Below are 15154 nucleotides of genomic sequence, written 5' to 3'. Positions count from 1 at the left end.
CGGGTTTCCGTTTAGGGTGTCGTTGCCGATCACACTGCCTGGAAGGATCGTCACTGCCGAGCCGGAGCTTACCGTCACAGCTGGATCGATTACTGCATCAATCACATTATTCACAATCACCGTTGCGGTAGCCGTATCGCAGTTCGCAGGAACAATAGAAAGTCCTGTCGCCGGATCTGCTTCGCACAGTTGGTACGTGATAACATAGGTTCCTGATGGTGTATTTGCTGCTACAGAAACAATTCCGTCAGCATCCACACTTAGTGGGCCTGCCGCTGCCGGAGTGACATTCGTGTTGGCAATCGTTACCGGATTTCCGTTTAGGGTGTCGTTGCCGATCACACTGCCTGGAACGATCGTCACTGCCGAGCCGGAGCTTACCGTCACAGCCGGATCAATCACTGCATCGATTACATTATTCACAATCACCGTTGCGGTAGCCGTATCACAATTCGCAGGAACAACTGAAAGTCCTGTCGCCGGATCTGCTTCGCACAGTTGGTACGTGATAACATAGGTTCCTGATGGTGTATTCGCTGCTACAGAAATAACACCGTCAGCATCCACACTTAGTGGGCCTGCCGCTGCCGGAGTGACATTCGTGTTGGCAATCGTTACCGGATTTCCGTTTAGGGTATCGTTGCCGATCACACTGCCTGGAAGGATCGTCACTGCCGAGCCGGAGCTTACCGTTACAGCTGGATCAATCACTGCATCAATCACATTATTGACAATCACCGTTGCAGTAGCCGTATCACAATTCGCCGGAACTATTGAAAGTCCTGTTGCCGGATCTGCTTCGCACAGTTGGTACGTGATAACATAGGTTCCTGATGGTGTGTTCGCTGCTACAGAAACAATTCCGTCAGCATCCACGCTTAGTGGGCCTGCCGCTGCTGGGGTTACATTTGTATTGGTAGTCGTTACCGGGTTTCCGTTTAGGGTGTCGTTGCCGATCACACTGCCTGGAAGGATCGTCACTGCCGAGCCGGAGCTTACCGTCACAGCTGGATCAATCACTGCATCAATTACATTATTGACAATCACTGTTGCGGTAGCCGTATCACAATTCGCAGGAACAACTGAAAGTCCTGTCGCCGGATCTGCTTCGCACAGTTGGTAGGTAATGACATAAGTTCCTGATGGTGTGTTTGCTGCTACAGAGATAACGCCGTCAGCATCCACACTTAGTGGGCCTGCCGCTGCTGGGGTTACATTCGTATTAGTAATCGTTACCGGGTTTCCGTTTAGGGTGTCGTTGCCGATCACACTGCCTGGAAGGATGGTCACTGCCGAGCCGGAGCTTACCGTCACAGCCGGATCAATTACTGCATCAATCACATTATTCACAATCACCGTTGCGGTAGCCGTATCGCAGTTCGCAGGAACTATTGAAACTCCTGTCGCCGGATCTGCTTCGCACAATTGATATGTAATGATATAAGTACCTGATGGTGTGTTTGCTGCCACAGAAACAATTCCGTCAGCATCCACGCTTAGTGGGCCTGCCGCTGCTGGGGTTACATTTGTATTGGTAGTCGTTACAGGATTTCCGTTTAGGGTGTCGTTGCCGATCACACTGCCTGGAAGGATCGTCACTGCCGAGCCGGAGCTTACCGTCACAGCTGGATCAATCACTGCATCAATTACATTATTGACAATCACCGTAGCGGTAGCCGTATCACAGTTCGCCGGAACTATTGAAAGTCCTGTCGCCGGATCTGCTTCGCACAATTGGTACGTGATAATATAGGTTCCTGATGGTGTATTTGCTGCTACAGAAACAATTCCGTCAGCATCCACGCTTAGTGGGCCTGCCGCTGCTGGAGTGACATTCGTGTTGGTAATCGTTACCGGGTTTCCGTTTAGGGTATCGTTGCCGATCACACTGCCTGGAAGGATCGTCACTGCCGAGCCGGAGCTTACCGTCACAGCTGGATCAATCACTGCATCAATTACATTATTGACAATCACCGTAGCGGTAGCCGTATCACAGTTCGCCGGAACTATTGAAAGTCCTGTCGCAGGATCTGCTTCGCACAGTTGATAGGTAATGATATACGTGCCTGATGGTGTATTCGCTGCCACAGAAATAACGCCATCAGCATCCACGCTTAGTGGGCCTGCCGCTGCTGGAGTGACATTCGTGTTGGTAATCGTTACCGGGTTTCCGTTTAGGGTATCGTTGCCGATCACACTGCCTGGAAGGATGGTCACTGCCGAGCCGGAGCTTACCGTTACAGCTGGATCAATCACTGCATCAATTACATTATTGACAATCACTGTTGCGGTAGCCGTATCGCAGTTCGCAGGAACAATAGAAAGTCCTGTCGCAGGATCTGCTTCGCACAGTTGGTACGTGATAACATAAGTTCCTGATGGTGTGTTTGCTGCCACAGAGATAACGCCGTCAGCATCCACGCTTAGTGGACCTGCCGCTGCCGGAGTGACGTTCGTGTTGGTAATCGTTACCGGGTTTCCGTTTAGGGTGTCGTTGCCGATCACACTGCCTGGAAGGATCGTCACTGCCGAGCCGGAGCTTACCGTCACAGCTGGATCAATCACTGCATCGATTATACTTATTGGTGCTGTTGTTGCTGTAGAGGTATTGTTACCAGGGGTCGGATCAATCTCTGTCCCTGTAATGGTTGCTGTATTGGCGTATGGTCCTGCTGCGTTTACGCTTGCCACGATGGTAATAGTCGCCGTAGCACCATTGGCCAAAGTACCGATGCTCCAGTTCGGAGCCGTCCAGGTACCTGTGGATGGGGTCGCGCTTACAAAGGTATACCCTGCCGGAAGCACATCGTTCACGCTCACGCCCGTAGCATTGCTCGGTCCTGCATTGGAAGCCGTTAGGGTGAAGGTTACATTACTGCCCACGTTCGGGGTTGGGTTGCTTACTGTTTTCACAATGGCAAGGTTGGCCTGTGCTACAGGGACCGGGGTCACCGTAGAGGTATTGTTGCCAGGGGTCGGATCAATTTCGCTTCCTGTAATCGTTGCCGTATTGGCATAAGGTCCCGCTGCGTTTACGCTTGCCACGATGGTAATAGTCGCCGTAGCACCATTGGCCAAAGTACCGATACTCCAGTTCGGGGCTGTCCAGGTACCTGTGGATGGGGTCGCGCTTACAAAGGTATACCCTGCCGGAAGCACATCGTTCACGCTCACCCCCGTAGCATTGCTCGGTCCCGCATTGGAAGCCGTTAGGGTGAAGGTTACATTGCTGCCCACGTTCGGGGTTGGGTTGCTCACTGTTTTGACAATGGCAAGGTTTGCCTGTGCTACAGGGACCGGGGTCACCGTAGAGGTATTGTTACCAGGGGTCGGATCAATTTCGCTTCCTGTAATCGTTGCCGTATTGGCATAAGGTCCCGCTGCGTTTACGCTTGCCACAATGGTAATAGTCGCCGTAGCACCATTGGCCAAAGTACCGATACTCCAGTTCGGAGCCGTCCAGGTACCTGTGGATGGGGTCGCACTTACAAAGGTATACCCTGCCGGAAGCACATCGTTCACGCTCACGCCCGTAGCATTGCTCGGTCCCGCATTGGAAGCCGTTAGGGTGAAGGTTACATTGCTGCCCACGTTAGGGGTTGGGTTGCTCACTGTTTTGACAATGGCAAGGTTGGCCTGTGCTACAGGGACCGGGGTCACCGTAGAGGTATTGTTGCCAGGGGTCGGATCATTTTCTGTCCCTGTGATGGTTGCCGTATTGGCATAAGGCCCTGCTGCGTTTACGCTTGCCACAATGGTGAGGGTTGCCGTAGCACCATTGGCCAAAGTACCGATACTCCAGTTCGGGGCCGTCCACGTACCTGTAGATGGGGTCGCGCTTACAAAGGTATACCCTGCCGGAAGCACATCGTTCACGCTCACGCCCGTAGCATTGCTCGGTCCCGCATTGGAAGCCGTTAGGGTGAAGGTCACATTGCTGCCCACGTTAGGGGTTGGGTTGCTTACTGTTTTGGTAATCGATAAATTCGATTGAACCACTGGAGTTACTGTTGATGTATTATTACCAGGAGTAGGATCAGTTTCTGCTCCTGTAACAGTTGCCGTATTCGCATAAGAACCCGTTGATCTAACTGTCGCTACAATAGTTAAAGTAGCACTTCCGCCATTGGCTAAATTGCCGATAGTCCAGTTCGGAGCTGTCCAGGTTCCTGTAGATGGAGTGGCACTTACAAACGTATAGCCTGCCGGTAAGACATCATTCACTACAACACTCGTAGCATTACTTGGTCCTGCATTTCCTACTGTAATAGTAAAAGTCACATTGCTTCCTACACTTGGATTCGGATTGCTTACAGTTTTAGTTACTGATAGATTGGATTGAACAACCGGGGTAACTGTAGAAGTGTTATTGGCATTATTAGAATCCGGTTCCACACCAGAAATAGTTGCAGTATTAGCATATGTGCCCGTAGCTCTTACCGTAGCAACAATAGTCAAAGTAGCACTCGCACCATTAGCCATATTACCGATGGTCCAGTTCGGAGCCGTCCAGGTGCCTGTAGATGGGGTCGCGCTTACAAAGGTATAACCTGCAGGCAAGACATCATTAACAGAAACACCATATGTATTATAAGGGCCGTTATTTGTTGCAGTAATCGTAAAAGTCACATTGCTACCAACGCTTGGATTTGGATTACTCACAGTTTTTACAACCTGAAGGTCTTCTGAACAATATTCCGTTACAAAATTTCTTGTTACCACTGAAGAACCTCCACAAGCGGTAGGCAAAGTATATCGAACTACAACAGTCCCCAAGCCGGTAAAATTCAATAAATTACCCACTAAAGTTCCAGGTCCGCTCAAAACTACCAAGGTTCCTCCGGCTGGCGAAGGCTCCAATAATACGGAAGATCCTGCACAATAATTTGAAGTAGGACCGGTTCCTGTGGAAATAGGCTGGATGATAGGAATGGATTCCGCTCCGCAAATTTGTACCGGAGCTGTGGAGAATGTATAAGATGCTTCGTTCCCGGATCCCGTACTACCGCTTCCCATACTTCCGTTGATCCTGTGTCCAACATATCCAAAATTAGGATCACAGTTTTTGACCACCATTGAGGTGTGTCCTCCTGTTTCGACCGTTAATATAGCATCTGCCGCGGCCAGTCCTCCTGGCATAACCGGATCAGAAGGATTTGCTGCCGTACCGATACAGTTGTTGTCATTCGAACCAAAAGCGTACATATTCCTGGTCGTATTGATAACATTAACAAATGCAAATTGCCCATCGTGTTCTTGCGGGCTTATCCATTTAATATCGCTCATGACAGGATTTCCGGCAGAAGGATATGTGGGCTGAACCCAAGCCAACCTGCTGATGGTTGTACGATCTCCCAATTGTCTGGTACCGTTTTCTCCCAAAGAGTACAAATTCCCATTGGTTGCCAACACATAATAAGAATGGTTGGATGTAGCGGTATTCATGGTAGCACCGATCATTTTTGTCGTGATACCAACTGGCAAAGTCATTTGTGTCGCTCTGGTCTGCGCCGCGATACCTGCTGTATTGTTTCCTCTGTATACATTGGTACCCCAAGTATATACTGTTCCGTCGGATTTTAATGCCATTAAAGCTCCGGCAGCACCTCTGCAGACTACTACATTGGTAAGAAACGGGTTTCCTACTGCATCTGTGGTAACACGAGACCATGTTGTAGCATTCCCTCCCGCTCCATTGGCCCGTACATTAGCATTTTGCGAAAGCACCCAAACATCTCCGCCACAAGTGGTAATGGCAATCGTCTGGTGGGTTACGAACATCATCTTTACATCGCCCGGCACCATTCCTGTAGGCAATCCGTTAGCGTTCCCGCCAATGGTCACTTTTTGGAATACCGTGCTGGAAGTAATGGAGTTGTCCAATACCTGTCCTTCATTAGACCAGGCGTACAAACCATCTGTGGCCAATAATATTCCCTGGCCGGTATTTACGGAATTACTTCCCAACCCCACTTTTAAGGGAGTAGCAGTCCCTAATGCCGGATAATTGGTAGCATTGATGGTTATAGGCGAAAATAAGTTAGTGGCACCGTCATTTGCAATTCTTTCGCCCCAGGTCTGGAATGATCCGTTGGCGGTCCTTACAATTGTGGTGTGGAAACTTGAAATATAGTTATCATATTCGATAGTTGCCGCGTTATTGTTTGAATCTACTCCGAAATTGGATAAATCCGTACTCGCACATCCTACCGGAGGCGTGGCACACTGTGAGTTTGATTTCTGGCTGAATAGGAAAAATATCAAAATCAGACAAAATAATTGCCTGAATTTCAATACGCTATTAACTGCTAAATAATTTTTTATCATAACTGAAATGATTAATGTATTATCTGAGGGAGGTTATAGGTGTGTATTTGATTGTTGAAATCGGAAAAATCAAACATGAGGTAAGATTCTGCGTTTACGATTCCGGATACTTGATAAGTAAGCAATTGTACCCCGTTTTTGATTTCAACATTTTCGGTGGCGGGCTTGGCTTTCATCGAAACTCCGATACCTGCTATAAATAAGCCGGGTGCCGCTAATTTTGTTATGGAATTATCTTTGGTAGAAATCCCTACAGGTACGGTAATGATCAAATTGTCATAATTCCTGCCTCTCTCAATTTTTTCCGAAAAAGCGATTTTTGAGAAATCGAACGTCATTTTTACCGGATTTACCTTAATGAGCATTTTCTCATCAAAGGAAGGATGGTTGCATTCATCACTATGTTTTTTATTTTCGAAGAAACGGATTTCATACTGGCCGGCCTTTTCGAATACATACTCATTGATTTCGCTGCCCCTTAGATTGGCTGTTGTTTTTTCTGCCGTATTGGTTACAGACCATGTTGTCGTATTTTCTACCTTCCCGAAAAATATTTTCTCTCCGAAAGAAATTACCTTATAGAATCTTTCTCCGGCGGGATTAGTATCGGCTTTGCCTAAAACATAATTATTCTGGGCTGTTGCGCCAAAACCTATCATGAGTAACAGGCACAATAAAAAATGCCTGGCGGTTGTTTTCATCGCCGTGATTTTATTTGTACTGCCAACCCAATTGTAATTATTGTATTCCATGCTTGTTTTGTTTTTCAATTGCACCTATTTACGTTGATTCTTGCTTTTTCGTTTTAAGATTTTACTTAAAAGCAATAGGATGTCATGGCATCGCCTAATTAATGTTCAGTTATTTTTTCAAACCCAAAATGTTTGACAAAATTTATTCCTGAAAATTAATGGGGATATGCATCACTATTTAATCGGTCTACTTAAGAATAAAATCGATTTTCACATGTATAATATCCTAAAGGATTTTTAGGTGGAGCTGGCACTCGATTATCATGCAAAATGACTGCGGGGTTTTCAAATCTTTCCCTCATAAAAGTACTTTTACGCATAGGCAGAATTTTAGTTAGTGAGTTGTTTATTGTTTTTTCGCAAAAGTATATTAATATTTACTACGGTTTTACCGTAATAATACCCAAAAAACAAAAATCAGGGGAATAATCGATAAAATGCAGATAAAACCGACAAAACACATAAGATTTGGACTACTAAAGGGCAATTTTAACACTAAAAAAAATCAATTTTAGTTCCAAAACCCAAAAATATATCTCCTTAATACTTAGGCAATTGAGAAAAACAACGTCGGAAATGATTTCTTAAATTTAACATTTTAGGTCAAAATCAGTCGAAAAAAAACAAAAAAGAAGCTGGAAATCTATTCAAAAAAGAGTTGGAAAAAGGTCAAAAACTGATCTGATAATACCCTTTTCGGAAGGGCATAACAAAGGGGTAAATCATCGGGTAAACCATACCGAAATAAAAAAATTTTAGCCTTCATCAATCGAATCAGGCTAAAATTTTTCAATGTTATGGAAGTGACCGCGGAGGGGTTCGAACCCCCAACCCTCAGAGCCGAAATCTGATATTCTATCCAGTTGAACTACGCGGTCGAATTATTCCGGAAAATTAGTAAAATATACTTCCGGAATCAAATTTTATTATACTAAAAGTTTTTTAACAATGGCTGAAATTACTTTTCCTTCTGCCTGACCGCCAATTTCAGCAGTAGCCAATCCCATTACTTTTCCCATCGAAGCGATACCAGATGCTCCGGTTTCGGCAATGATTTTAGCAACGATAGCTTCCACTTCGGCTTCTGACAACTGTGCCGGAAGGAATTTTTCAATAACCGCTATCTGTGCCATTTCAGGCTCTGCCAGGTCAGCGCGGTTCTGCTCCATAAAGATAGCAGCACTGTCCTTACGCATTTTAACCAATCGCTGCAGGATTTTGATTCCGTCTGCTTCCGAGATTTCCTCTTTGTTCCCTGACGCGGTCTGTGCCAGTAAAAGTTCGGATTTTATGGCGCGCAACGCTTCTAATGCAACAGTGTCCTTTGCTCTCATGGCGTTTTTCATTTCGTCCATGATCTGTGTTGATAAGCTCATATTGTAACTATTGTTATATTAAATGTTAGATGATAAACTTTGGATAAAAGGGCTAAAATGCCCAAACCCACCCGTTTTTTAAAATCCTCGGCGAAGATAAAAAAATAACCCGAAATAACCATTAGAAATTTCGGGTTATTAAAGTTTCGCTTATGCTAATTAATCTACGTTGTCGTGCAAAAAGGAATTGTTGGAACGCAACTGGACGTCATCGTTACTATCCAATCCCAGCGACATGCGCGATCTGTTATTGTCTATAGGGTTGTTCGAAATATCGATTCCCATTCGTTTGTATGCCGGTTCTTTTTCAAATTCATCCACGCGGGCTGCATTGTTATGGAACTTATAATTGAATTCCTTCATTTTGCGGCGGCGCTCTTCAGCCCTCATTTTTAATGATTCTTCGATAGACATTTCCACCGGGGAAATATCGTTTACCGGATTCTGGGTGGCATATTGCGGCGCTACGTCAACTTTCTTAACCGTTATGTTCAATTCTTCAGGAGTGGTTTCCGCTACAACGGGTTCAGCCTTTTTAGATTCGAATAAATGGTTTTCAATTTCCATATATTCTTCTAACGAATGCTTGATCATGCCATTTTGGGTTACTTCGGTAACCGGAACGAATTCTACCGCTTCGTTTACTTTTATCTCTTTAATTTCGTTCGTAAGATCAAAGATAAGCTTGTCTGCATGAACCGTTTCTTCTGCTTTTTGAATTGGCAAATCGAAGGTCAAAGCAATCTGATCTTGCTCTTTCACTACGAATTGCGGATCGATAACCTCGATTTCTTTTACTTCCGGTGAAGTGAAATAGAAGTCATTGGCATCGATATTTTTTGGAGAAACGATTTCGAAGGTAACATCCAGGTTTTTAATAAGTTCGGTTGTCGGTACCAGATCCATCGCGAAAATCGGCTCTACCATATCCGGGATTTCCTCTTCCAGGGAAAAAACAATTTTCTCTTCCTCTTTCGGGGTTTCGGCCGTTAAAGGTTTTTCTGTTATTCCGTTGGAGGAAAAATCAAATCCTTTGGCTTCAAATGCCTGCGTCAAGTCACGAACAATCCTTTGCTCGTCCTCTAAAGCATGTATTATTTTTTTAGGTTCGGTGTTTACAATTTCGTTTTGCTGTTCTACACAAAAACCGGTAGCAATAATGGTTACTGCGATGGAGTCGCCAAGGGTTTCATCTTCTCCAACCCCCATAATGATGTTGGCATTGAATCCGGCTTCCACCTGGATATGGTCATTGATTTCCCCGATTTCATCGATAGTAATCTCATTAGTACCAGAAACGATAAGCAACAATACGTTTTTGGCACCTGTAATTTTATTATCGTTCAACAATGGAGAATCCAATGCTGAAATAATGGCTTCTTTAGCCCTGTTTTCTCCTTCGGCAACAGCAGAACCCATAATGGCGGTACCCGAATTTGACAGTACCGTTTTAGCATCCTTCAAGTCGATATTCTGCGTGTAGTGGTGGGTAATAACTTCTGCTATACCGCGGGAAGCCGTTGCCAACACTTCGTCGGCTTTGGAAAAACCGGCTTTGAAACCTAAGTTCCCGTATACCTCACGCAACTTGTTATTGTTGATGACGATAAGCGAATCTACTTGTTTCCTTAATTTTTCAACTCCTAACAGAGCCTGTTCCGAACGCACTTTCCCTTCAAACTGGAAAGGGATCGTCACAATCCCAACGGTAAGGATATCTCTTTCTTTGGCCAATTGGGCAATTACCGGCGCAGCTCCTGTTCCGGTCCCACCGCCCATACCGGCTGTAATAAAAACCATTTTCGTATTTCCATCGAGCATTTTTTCGATATCCTCAATACTTTCAATAGCTGATTGCTGTCCTACATTCGGGTTTGCCCCAGCGCCCATTCCTTCGGTCAGGTTAATACCCAACTGGATTTTATTTGGCACAGCGCTGTTTTGCAAAGCCTGTGAATCTGTATTACAAACTACAAAATCCACACCTTTGATACCTTGTTTGAACATGTGGTTAATAGCATTACTACCTCCGCCACCTACTCCAATTACTTTGATTACATTTGATTGGTTCTTTGGTAAATCAAATGAAATGCTTCCAAATTCTGAGTTGCTTTCCATACTATTTGGTTTTTTTTATTGTATTATATTCAACAGCGCAGATTACTCGGCGTTGTCTAAGAAATCTTTAATTTTATCAATATACTTGTCGAAAAAGGACTTGCGAATCGTTTTTTCGGTGCTTCTTGAGTCCGCTTTCACTTCTTCCAGCACTTTTTCCGTTTCCTGTCGGATCACTTCCTGTTCCACAATTACCGGTTTCTGGATCAGGACGGGTTCCGGGATGTAATTATCCTGTGGTACCGCACTTACGGTATTGTTCCGTACACTGTTCATAACCAGACCTACTGCCGTAGCATACAACGGACTTGAAATCTCTTCGCTTGAATTCCCGGCCAAATGCTCGTTCGGATAACCGATACGGGTATCCATACCTGTAATGTATTCGACCAATTGCTTGATATGCTTCAATTGCGAACCGCCACCTGTTAAAACGATGCCGGCGATTAATTTTTTACGCGGGTCTTCATGCCCGTATGCCTTGATTTCGGTATATACCTGCTCGATGATTTCCACCACACGGGCGTGGATTATCTTAGACAGGTTTTTTAATGAAATCTCCTTCGGATCCCTTCCGCGCAATCCCGGAATGGATACGATTTCGTTGTCTTTATTTTCTCCCGGCCAGGCAGAACCAAATTTCACTTTCAATAATTCGGCCTGTTTTTCGATGATGGAACAGCCTTCCTTGATATCTTCCGTAATTACGTTTCCGCCGAAAGGCACAACTGCTGTATGGCGGATGATCCCGTCTTTGAATATGGCCAAATCCGTAGTTCCTCCTCCAATATCGATCAAAGCCACACCGGCCTCTTTTTCTTCCTGGCTTAAAACAGCATCAGCCGAAGCCAATGGCTCCAGCGTTAATCCTGACAAATCCAAGCCCGAACTTTTTATGCAACGCCCTACATTCCTGATGGACGATGCCTGCCCGACAACCACATGGAAACTGCTCTCCAAACGGCCACCGTACATCCCGATAGGCTCTTTTATTTCAGATTGCCCGTCGATTTTAAATTCCTGCGGCAATACATGGATGATTTCCTCGCCAGGCAACATGGCCAATTTCTGGACCTGGTTGATCAATACATCGATATCATGCTCGCTGATTACCTCTTCCGGATTGTTCCTCGAGATATAATCGCTATGTTGTATACTGCGGATATGCTGGCCCGCGATGCCCACTACCACATCTTTGATCTTGTAGCCGGAATCGCTTTCCGCTTCTGCAATTGCTTCCTGGATGGATTGGATGGTCTGTGTGATATTATTTACCACACCTCTGGCCACACCGAGACTTTTAGATTTTCCAACCCCTAAAATTTCTAGCTTTCCATACTCATTTTTCTTGCCTATCATAGCTACAATTTTAGTTGTACCTATATCAAGTCCTACTGCTATATTCTCTCTTTCCATACTATTTTATTTTGTACAAACCACCTGCCTGGTAAATTTCAGGTTGATTTCCTTATATGAATCTATCAAAGTGTCCTGTACAGCTTTTTGAAAAAACGCTTTATAGTTATTAAATTTCCTTTCCATTTGGATGGTTCTTCCAAAATCAATGTCATAACTATAGTTCCTGTTCTTCATAATTATGCTTCCGTCAGGTAAAATCTTAAGCCCGATGATGTTTTTTTTCAAAAAATCATCGTTGTAAATAGCCTGCAAAAGTTCGATACAATTCTTGCTGTAGCGATTGTTAATATCGCCAAAAACAAGCGGAACTCTTGCCGTAAAATTACTTGAAAGAGGCATTTTACCTCCCTTATAATCAATATAAAAGGACGTATTATTGTTAAAAACCCTAGCAATTGGGGTCTTTTGTTTTACTATGGTTTTTAACTTTCCATCAACGCTCACATACACCTCTGAATTATCAATCATGCTGTGTTTATTGATAGTTTGCTCAATATTCTTCAAATCTAGTTCATCTTTTTGGATGACGGAAGTGCCCCCAAAATTTTCTATTAACAACTTATTAACCATCTCATGGGTCACGAACGGGCTGTCGGAATCCAAAAATTCGATAACCGGTTTTGAAATTTTCCTGTGCTCATTTCTTTTGGAAGTAAACGAATACAAAAAAACCACCAATCCTAAAATGGCAATCAGTTGGATGTTTATGATGATATTATTTCGCATCTAACGCTTTTTTTATATCTGAAACCATTTCTCCTATATCACCGGCGCCAATCGTGACAATTACCGGAGCATCCGAAGCCGTAAGGGCTCCGATCAGATCTTCCTTGCGGATCAGTTTCCTGTTCGGGTTGTCCATTTTGTTGAGCAGCCACGCGGAAGTAACCCCTTCTACAGGCAATTCCCTGGCAGGATAGATATCCAGCAGCAAAACTTCATCAAATTGCGATAGGCTTGCTGCAAATTCATCTGCAAAATCCTTCGTCCTGCTGAACAAATGCGGTTGGAAAACAGCCAGTACTTTTTGTCCCGGATACAATTCGGAAACGGCCTGGTATACCGCATTGATTTCTGTCGGATGATGGGCATAGTCATCAATGTAAACAAAATCAGGCTTTCTGATCTGGAATGAAAAACGACGTCTGACCCCTTTGAAGGTTGCTAGTGCTTTAGCGATAGATTCGGTTGGGGTTCCGAAAGTCCTTGCCATCGCTAAAGCCAGCAAAGCATTGGTTAAGTTGTGTTTTCCAGGCAAGCCGAATTTTAGGTCTTTTATATCTTCTGTTGGTGTTTTTACATCAAAAACATACCACCCGTCTATAATCCTGATATTGTATGCGGTAAATTCCGAATCATCATCTGCTCCTACCGTTACACCTTCCAGAGGCAAACCGTTGATGACAAAAAGATGGTCCTTATCTTCTACTTTACCGGCAAATTCTTTAAACGAAGCCTTGATCGCCTGGTCATCTCCGTAAATATCCAGATGATCCGCATCCATTGAAGTGACGCAGGCAATATTAGGATGAAGATGCAGGAAAGAACGGTCGAATTCGTCTGCTTCCACTACGGTAACGGTTTTTCCCGTTCCTATTAAATTGGAATTGTAATTCTCAACGATCCCACCAAGGAAAGAAGTCACATCGGCACCGCTTTCATACAAAATATGCCCTAAAATGCTCGAGGTTGTTGTCTTTCCGTGTGTTCCGGCTACAGCAAAGCAAAATGTATCTTTTGTGATAATCCCTAAAACTTCTGCCCTTTTTTTGACCACATAATCCCTTTCCAGGAAATAATTCCATTCCGAATGCGACCTTGGTACGGCCGGAGTAATGATTACCAGTGTATTTTCGGCAAAATAATCTTTCGGGATCAGGTCGATGCTGTCTTCAAAATGAATCAGGATACCGCTTTCAATCAATTCATTTGTCAAAATCGTAGGCGTTTTGTCATATCCGGACACATTCTTGCCAATAGCCTTGAAATAACGGGCCAGGGCACTCATTCCGATACCTCCGATACCTATAAAATAAACGTTATGTATTTGATTTAAATTCATTCTTCTTATTCAATTAGCTTAACTATTTCGTCAACAATCTGTTTCGTTGCATTGGGCAAAGCCAATTCTTTTATATTCTTGCTTAAATCGTCCTGTTTCCCTTTATCTTTCAGTAAGGATTCGAAAACAATACTGAATTCCGATTCCAATTCCGATTCCTTCAGCAAAATGGCAGCATGTTTGTTAACTACAGCCTGCGCATTTTTGGTCTGGTGGTCTTCCGAAACATTGGGAGACGGTATAAACACAACCGGTTTTCCTACCAGGCACAATTCGGAAACCGAAGAAGCACCTGAGCGTGAGATCACGATATCGGCAGCGGCATACACCAAATCCATCCGGTCTATGAACGACAACACCTGTACGTTTTCTTTGTCTGAAAAATGCTTGAATTCTTCAAAATATAATTTCCCGCATTGCCAGATAACCTGGACATTTTGTAATAACATCCCATCCAATTCTTTGGCAATCAGCTGATTTATCCTTTTAGCACCAAGGCTTCCGCCGAGGACCAGTATTGTTTTTTTGGAGGCATCCAAATTAAAATAGGCTACCGCTTCTTCTCTTTTATCACTTACCGAAATCAAATCCTGGCGCACCGGATTCCCTGTCAGGATCATTTTTTCTTTTGGAAAGAACCGTTCCAGGTTTTCGTAGGCGACACAAATTTTATCTGCCTTTTTGCTCAATAATTTATTGGTGATCCCGGGATACGAATTCTGCTCCTGGATTACTGTAGGGATCCCAAGCATCGAGGCCACCTTTAAAACGGCTCCGCTGGCAAACCCTCCGGTTCCAATAACGGCATCCGGCTTAAATTGTTTTAGTATCCGTAAAGATTTACTCAAACTTGAGAGCAATTTTAACGGGAACATGGCATTTTGCATCGTCAGTTTCCTTTGGATGCCTGCAATCCATAAGCCTTTGATGGGATATCCCGCCTGAGGCACTTTTTGCATTTCCATCTTGTCTTTGGCCCCAACAAAAAGGATATCCGCTTTTGGGAAACGGGCTTTGAGTTCATTGGCAATGGCAATCGCCGGATAAATATGTCCTCCGGTACCGCCTCCGCTGATTAAAAATTTCGGATTCTCTTTCAT

7 protein-coding genes, 1 tRNA gene and 1 pseudogene are annotated in these 15154 nt (G+C 44.3%); all 9 read right to left on the bottom strand.

The features are described from left to right. Nucleotides 1-6327, bottom strand: a pseudogene (locus E4635_RS11455) (DUF11 domain-containing protein); the annotation flags it as partial. Nucleotides 6328-6338: 11 nt separating this feature from the next. Beyond that, nucleotides 6339-7079 carry a hypothetical protein gene (locus E4635_RS11450; RefSeq protein WP_135526821.1) on the bottom strand — a complete coding sequence of 247 codons (741 nt, stop codon included), beginning with the start codon at nucleotides 7077-7079 and terminating at the stop codon, nucleotides 6339-6341. 804 nt (nucleotides 7080-7883) lie between these two features. Further along, a tRNA-Arg gene (locus tag E4635_RS11445) sits at nucleotides 7884-7957 on the bottom strand. A gap of 48 nt (nucleotides 7958-8005) precedes the next feature. After that, nucleotides 8006-8455, bottom strand: a complete 450-nt coding sequence (locus tag E4635_RS11440) for a GatB/YqeY domain-containing protein (protein WP_135526820.1) — start codon at nucleotides 8453-8455, stop codon at nucleotides 8006-8008. A 159-nt stretch (nucleotides 8456-8614) separates the two neighbouring features. Beyond that, nucleotides 8615-10573, bottom strand: coding sequence for a cell division protein FtsZ (gene ftsZ / locus E4635_RS11435; RefSeq protein WP_135526819.1), 1959 nt, complete (start codon nucleotides 10571-10573; stop codon nucleotides 8615-8617). 42 nt (nucleotides 10574-10615) lie between these two features. Then, the gene (gene ftsA / locus E4635_RS11430; RefSeq protein WP_135526818.1) at nucleotides 10616-11989 is read right to left on the bottom strand and encodes a cell division protein FtsA; all 1374 of its coding nucleotides are present in this window, start codon (nucleotides 11987-11989) and stop codon (nucleotides 10616-10618) included. A gap of 6 nt (nucleotides 11990-11995) precedes the next feature. Next, nucleotides 11996-12718: a cell division protein FtsQ/DivIB gene (locus E4635_RS11425; RefSeq protein ID WP_135526817.1), complete on the bottom strand. Its 723-nt coding sequence runs from the start codon at nucleotides 12716-12718 to the stop codon at nucleotides 11996-11998. Next, nucleotides 12708-14054, bottom strand: a complete 1347-nt coding sequence (gene murC / locus E4635_RS11420; protein ID WP_135526816.1) for a UDP-N-acetylmuramate--L-alanine ligase — start codon at nucleotides 14052-14054, stop codon at nucleotides 12708-12710. Before murC ends, E4635_RS11425 begins: the two co-directional genes overlap by 11 nt. Nucleotides 14055-14059: 5 nt before the next feature. Continuing rightward, on the bottom strand, nucleotides 14060-15154 hold the full coding sequence (gene murG, locus E4635_RS11415) for an undecaprenyldiphospho-muramoylpentapeptide beta-N-acetylglucosaminyltransferase (RefSeq protein ID WP_135526837.1): 1095 nt from the start codon (nucleotides 15152-15154) through the stop codon (nucleotides 14060-14062).

The sequence above is a fragment of the Flavobacterium humi genome, assembly GCF_004745595.1.
Classification (GTDB): domain Bacteria; phylum Bacteroidota; class Bacteroidia; order Flavobacteriales; family Flavobacteriaceae; genus Flavobacterium; species Flavobacterium humi.
Note: the sequence above shows the minus strand (reverse complement) of the source record. Positions and strands in the feature narration are given on the sequence as shown.

Bases quoted from the DNA above. Each gene is read 5' to 3' on its own strand.
- E4635_RS11440 (WP_135526820.1), bottom strand. From the start codon at position 8,455: ATGAGCTTATCAACACAGATCATGGACGAAATGAAAAACGCCATGAGA.
- murG (WP_135526837.1), bottom strand. From the start codon at position 15,154: ATGAAAGAGAATCCGAAATTTTTAATCAGCGGAGGCGGTACCGGAGGA.
- murC (WP_135526816.1), bottom strand. From the start codon at position 14,054: ATGAATTTAAATCAAATACATAACGTTTATTTTATAGGTATCGGAGGT.
- E4635_RS11450 (WP_135526821.1), bottom strand. From the start codon at position 7,079: ATGGAATACAATAATTACAATTGGGTTGGCAGTACAAATAAAATCACG.
- ftsZ (WP_135526819.1), bottom strand. From the start codon at position 10,573: ATGGAAAGCAACTCAGAATTTGGAAGCATTTCATTTGATTTACCAAAG.
- E4635_RS11425 (WP_135526817.1), bottom strand. From the start codon at position 12,718: ATGCGAAATAATATCATCATAAACATCCAACTGATTGCCATTTTAGGA.
- ftsA (WP_135526818.1), bottom strand. From the start codon at position 11,989: ATGGAAAGAGAGAATATAGCAGTAGGACTTGATATAGGTACAACTAAA.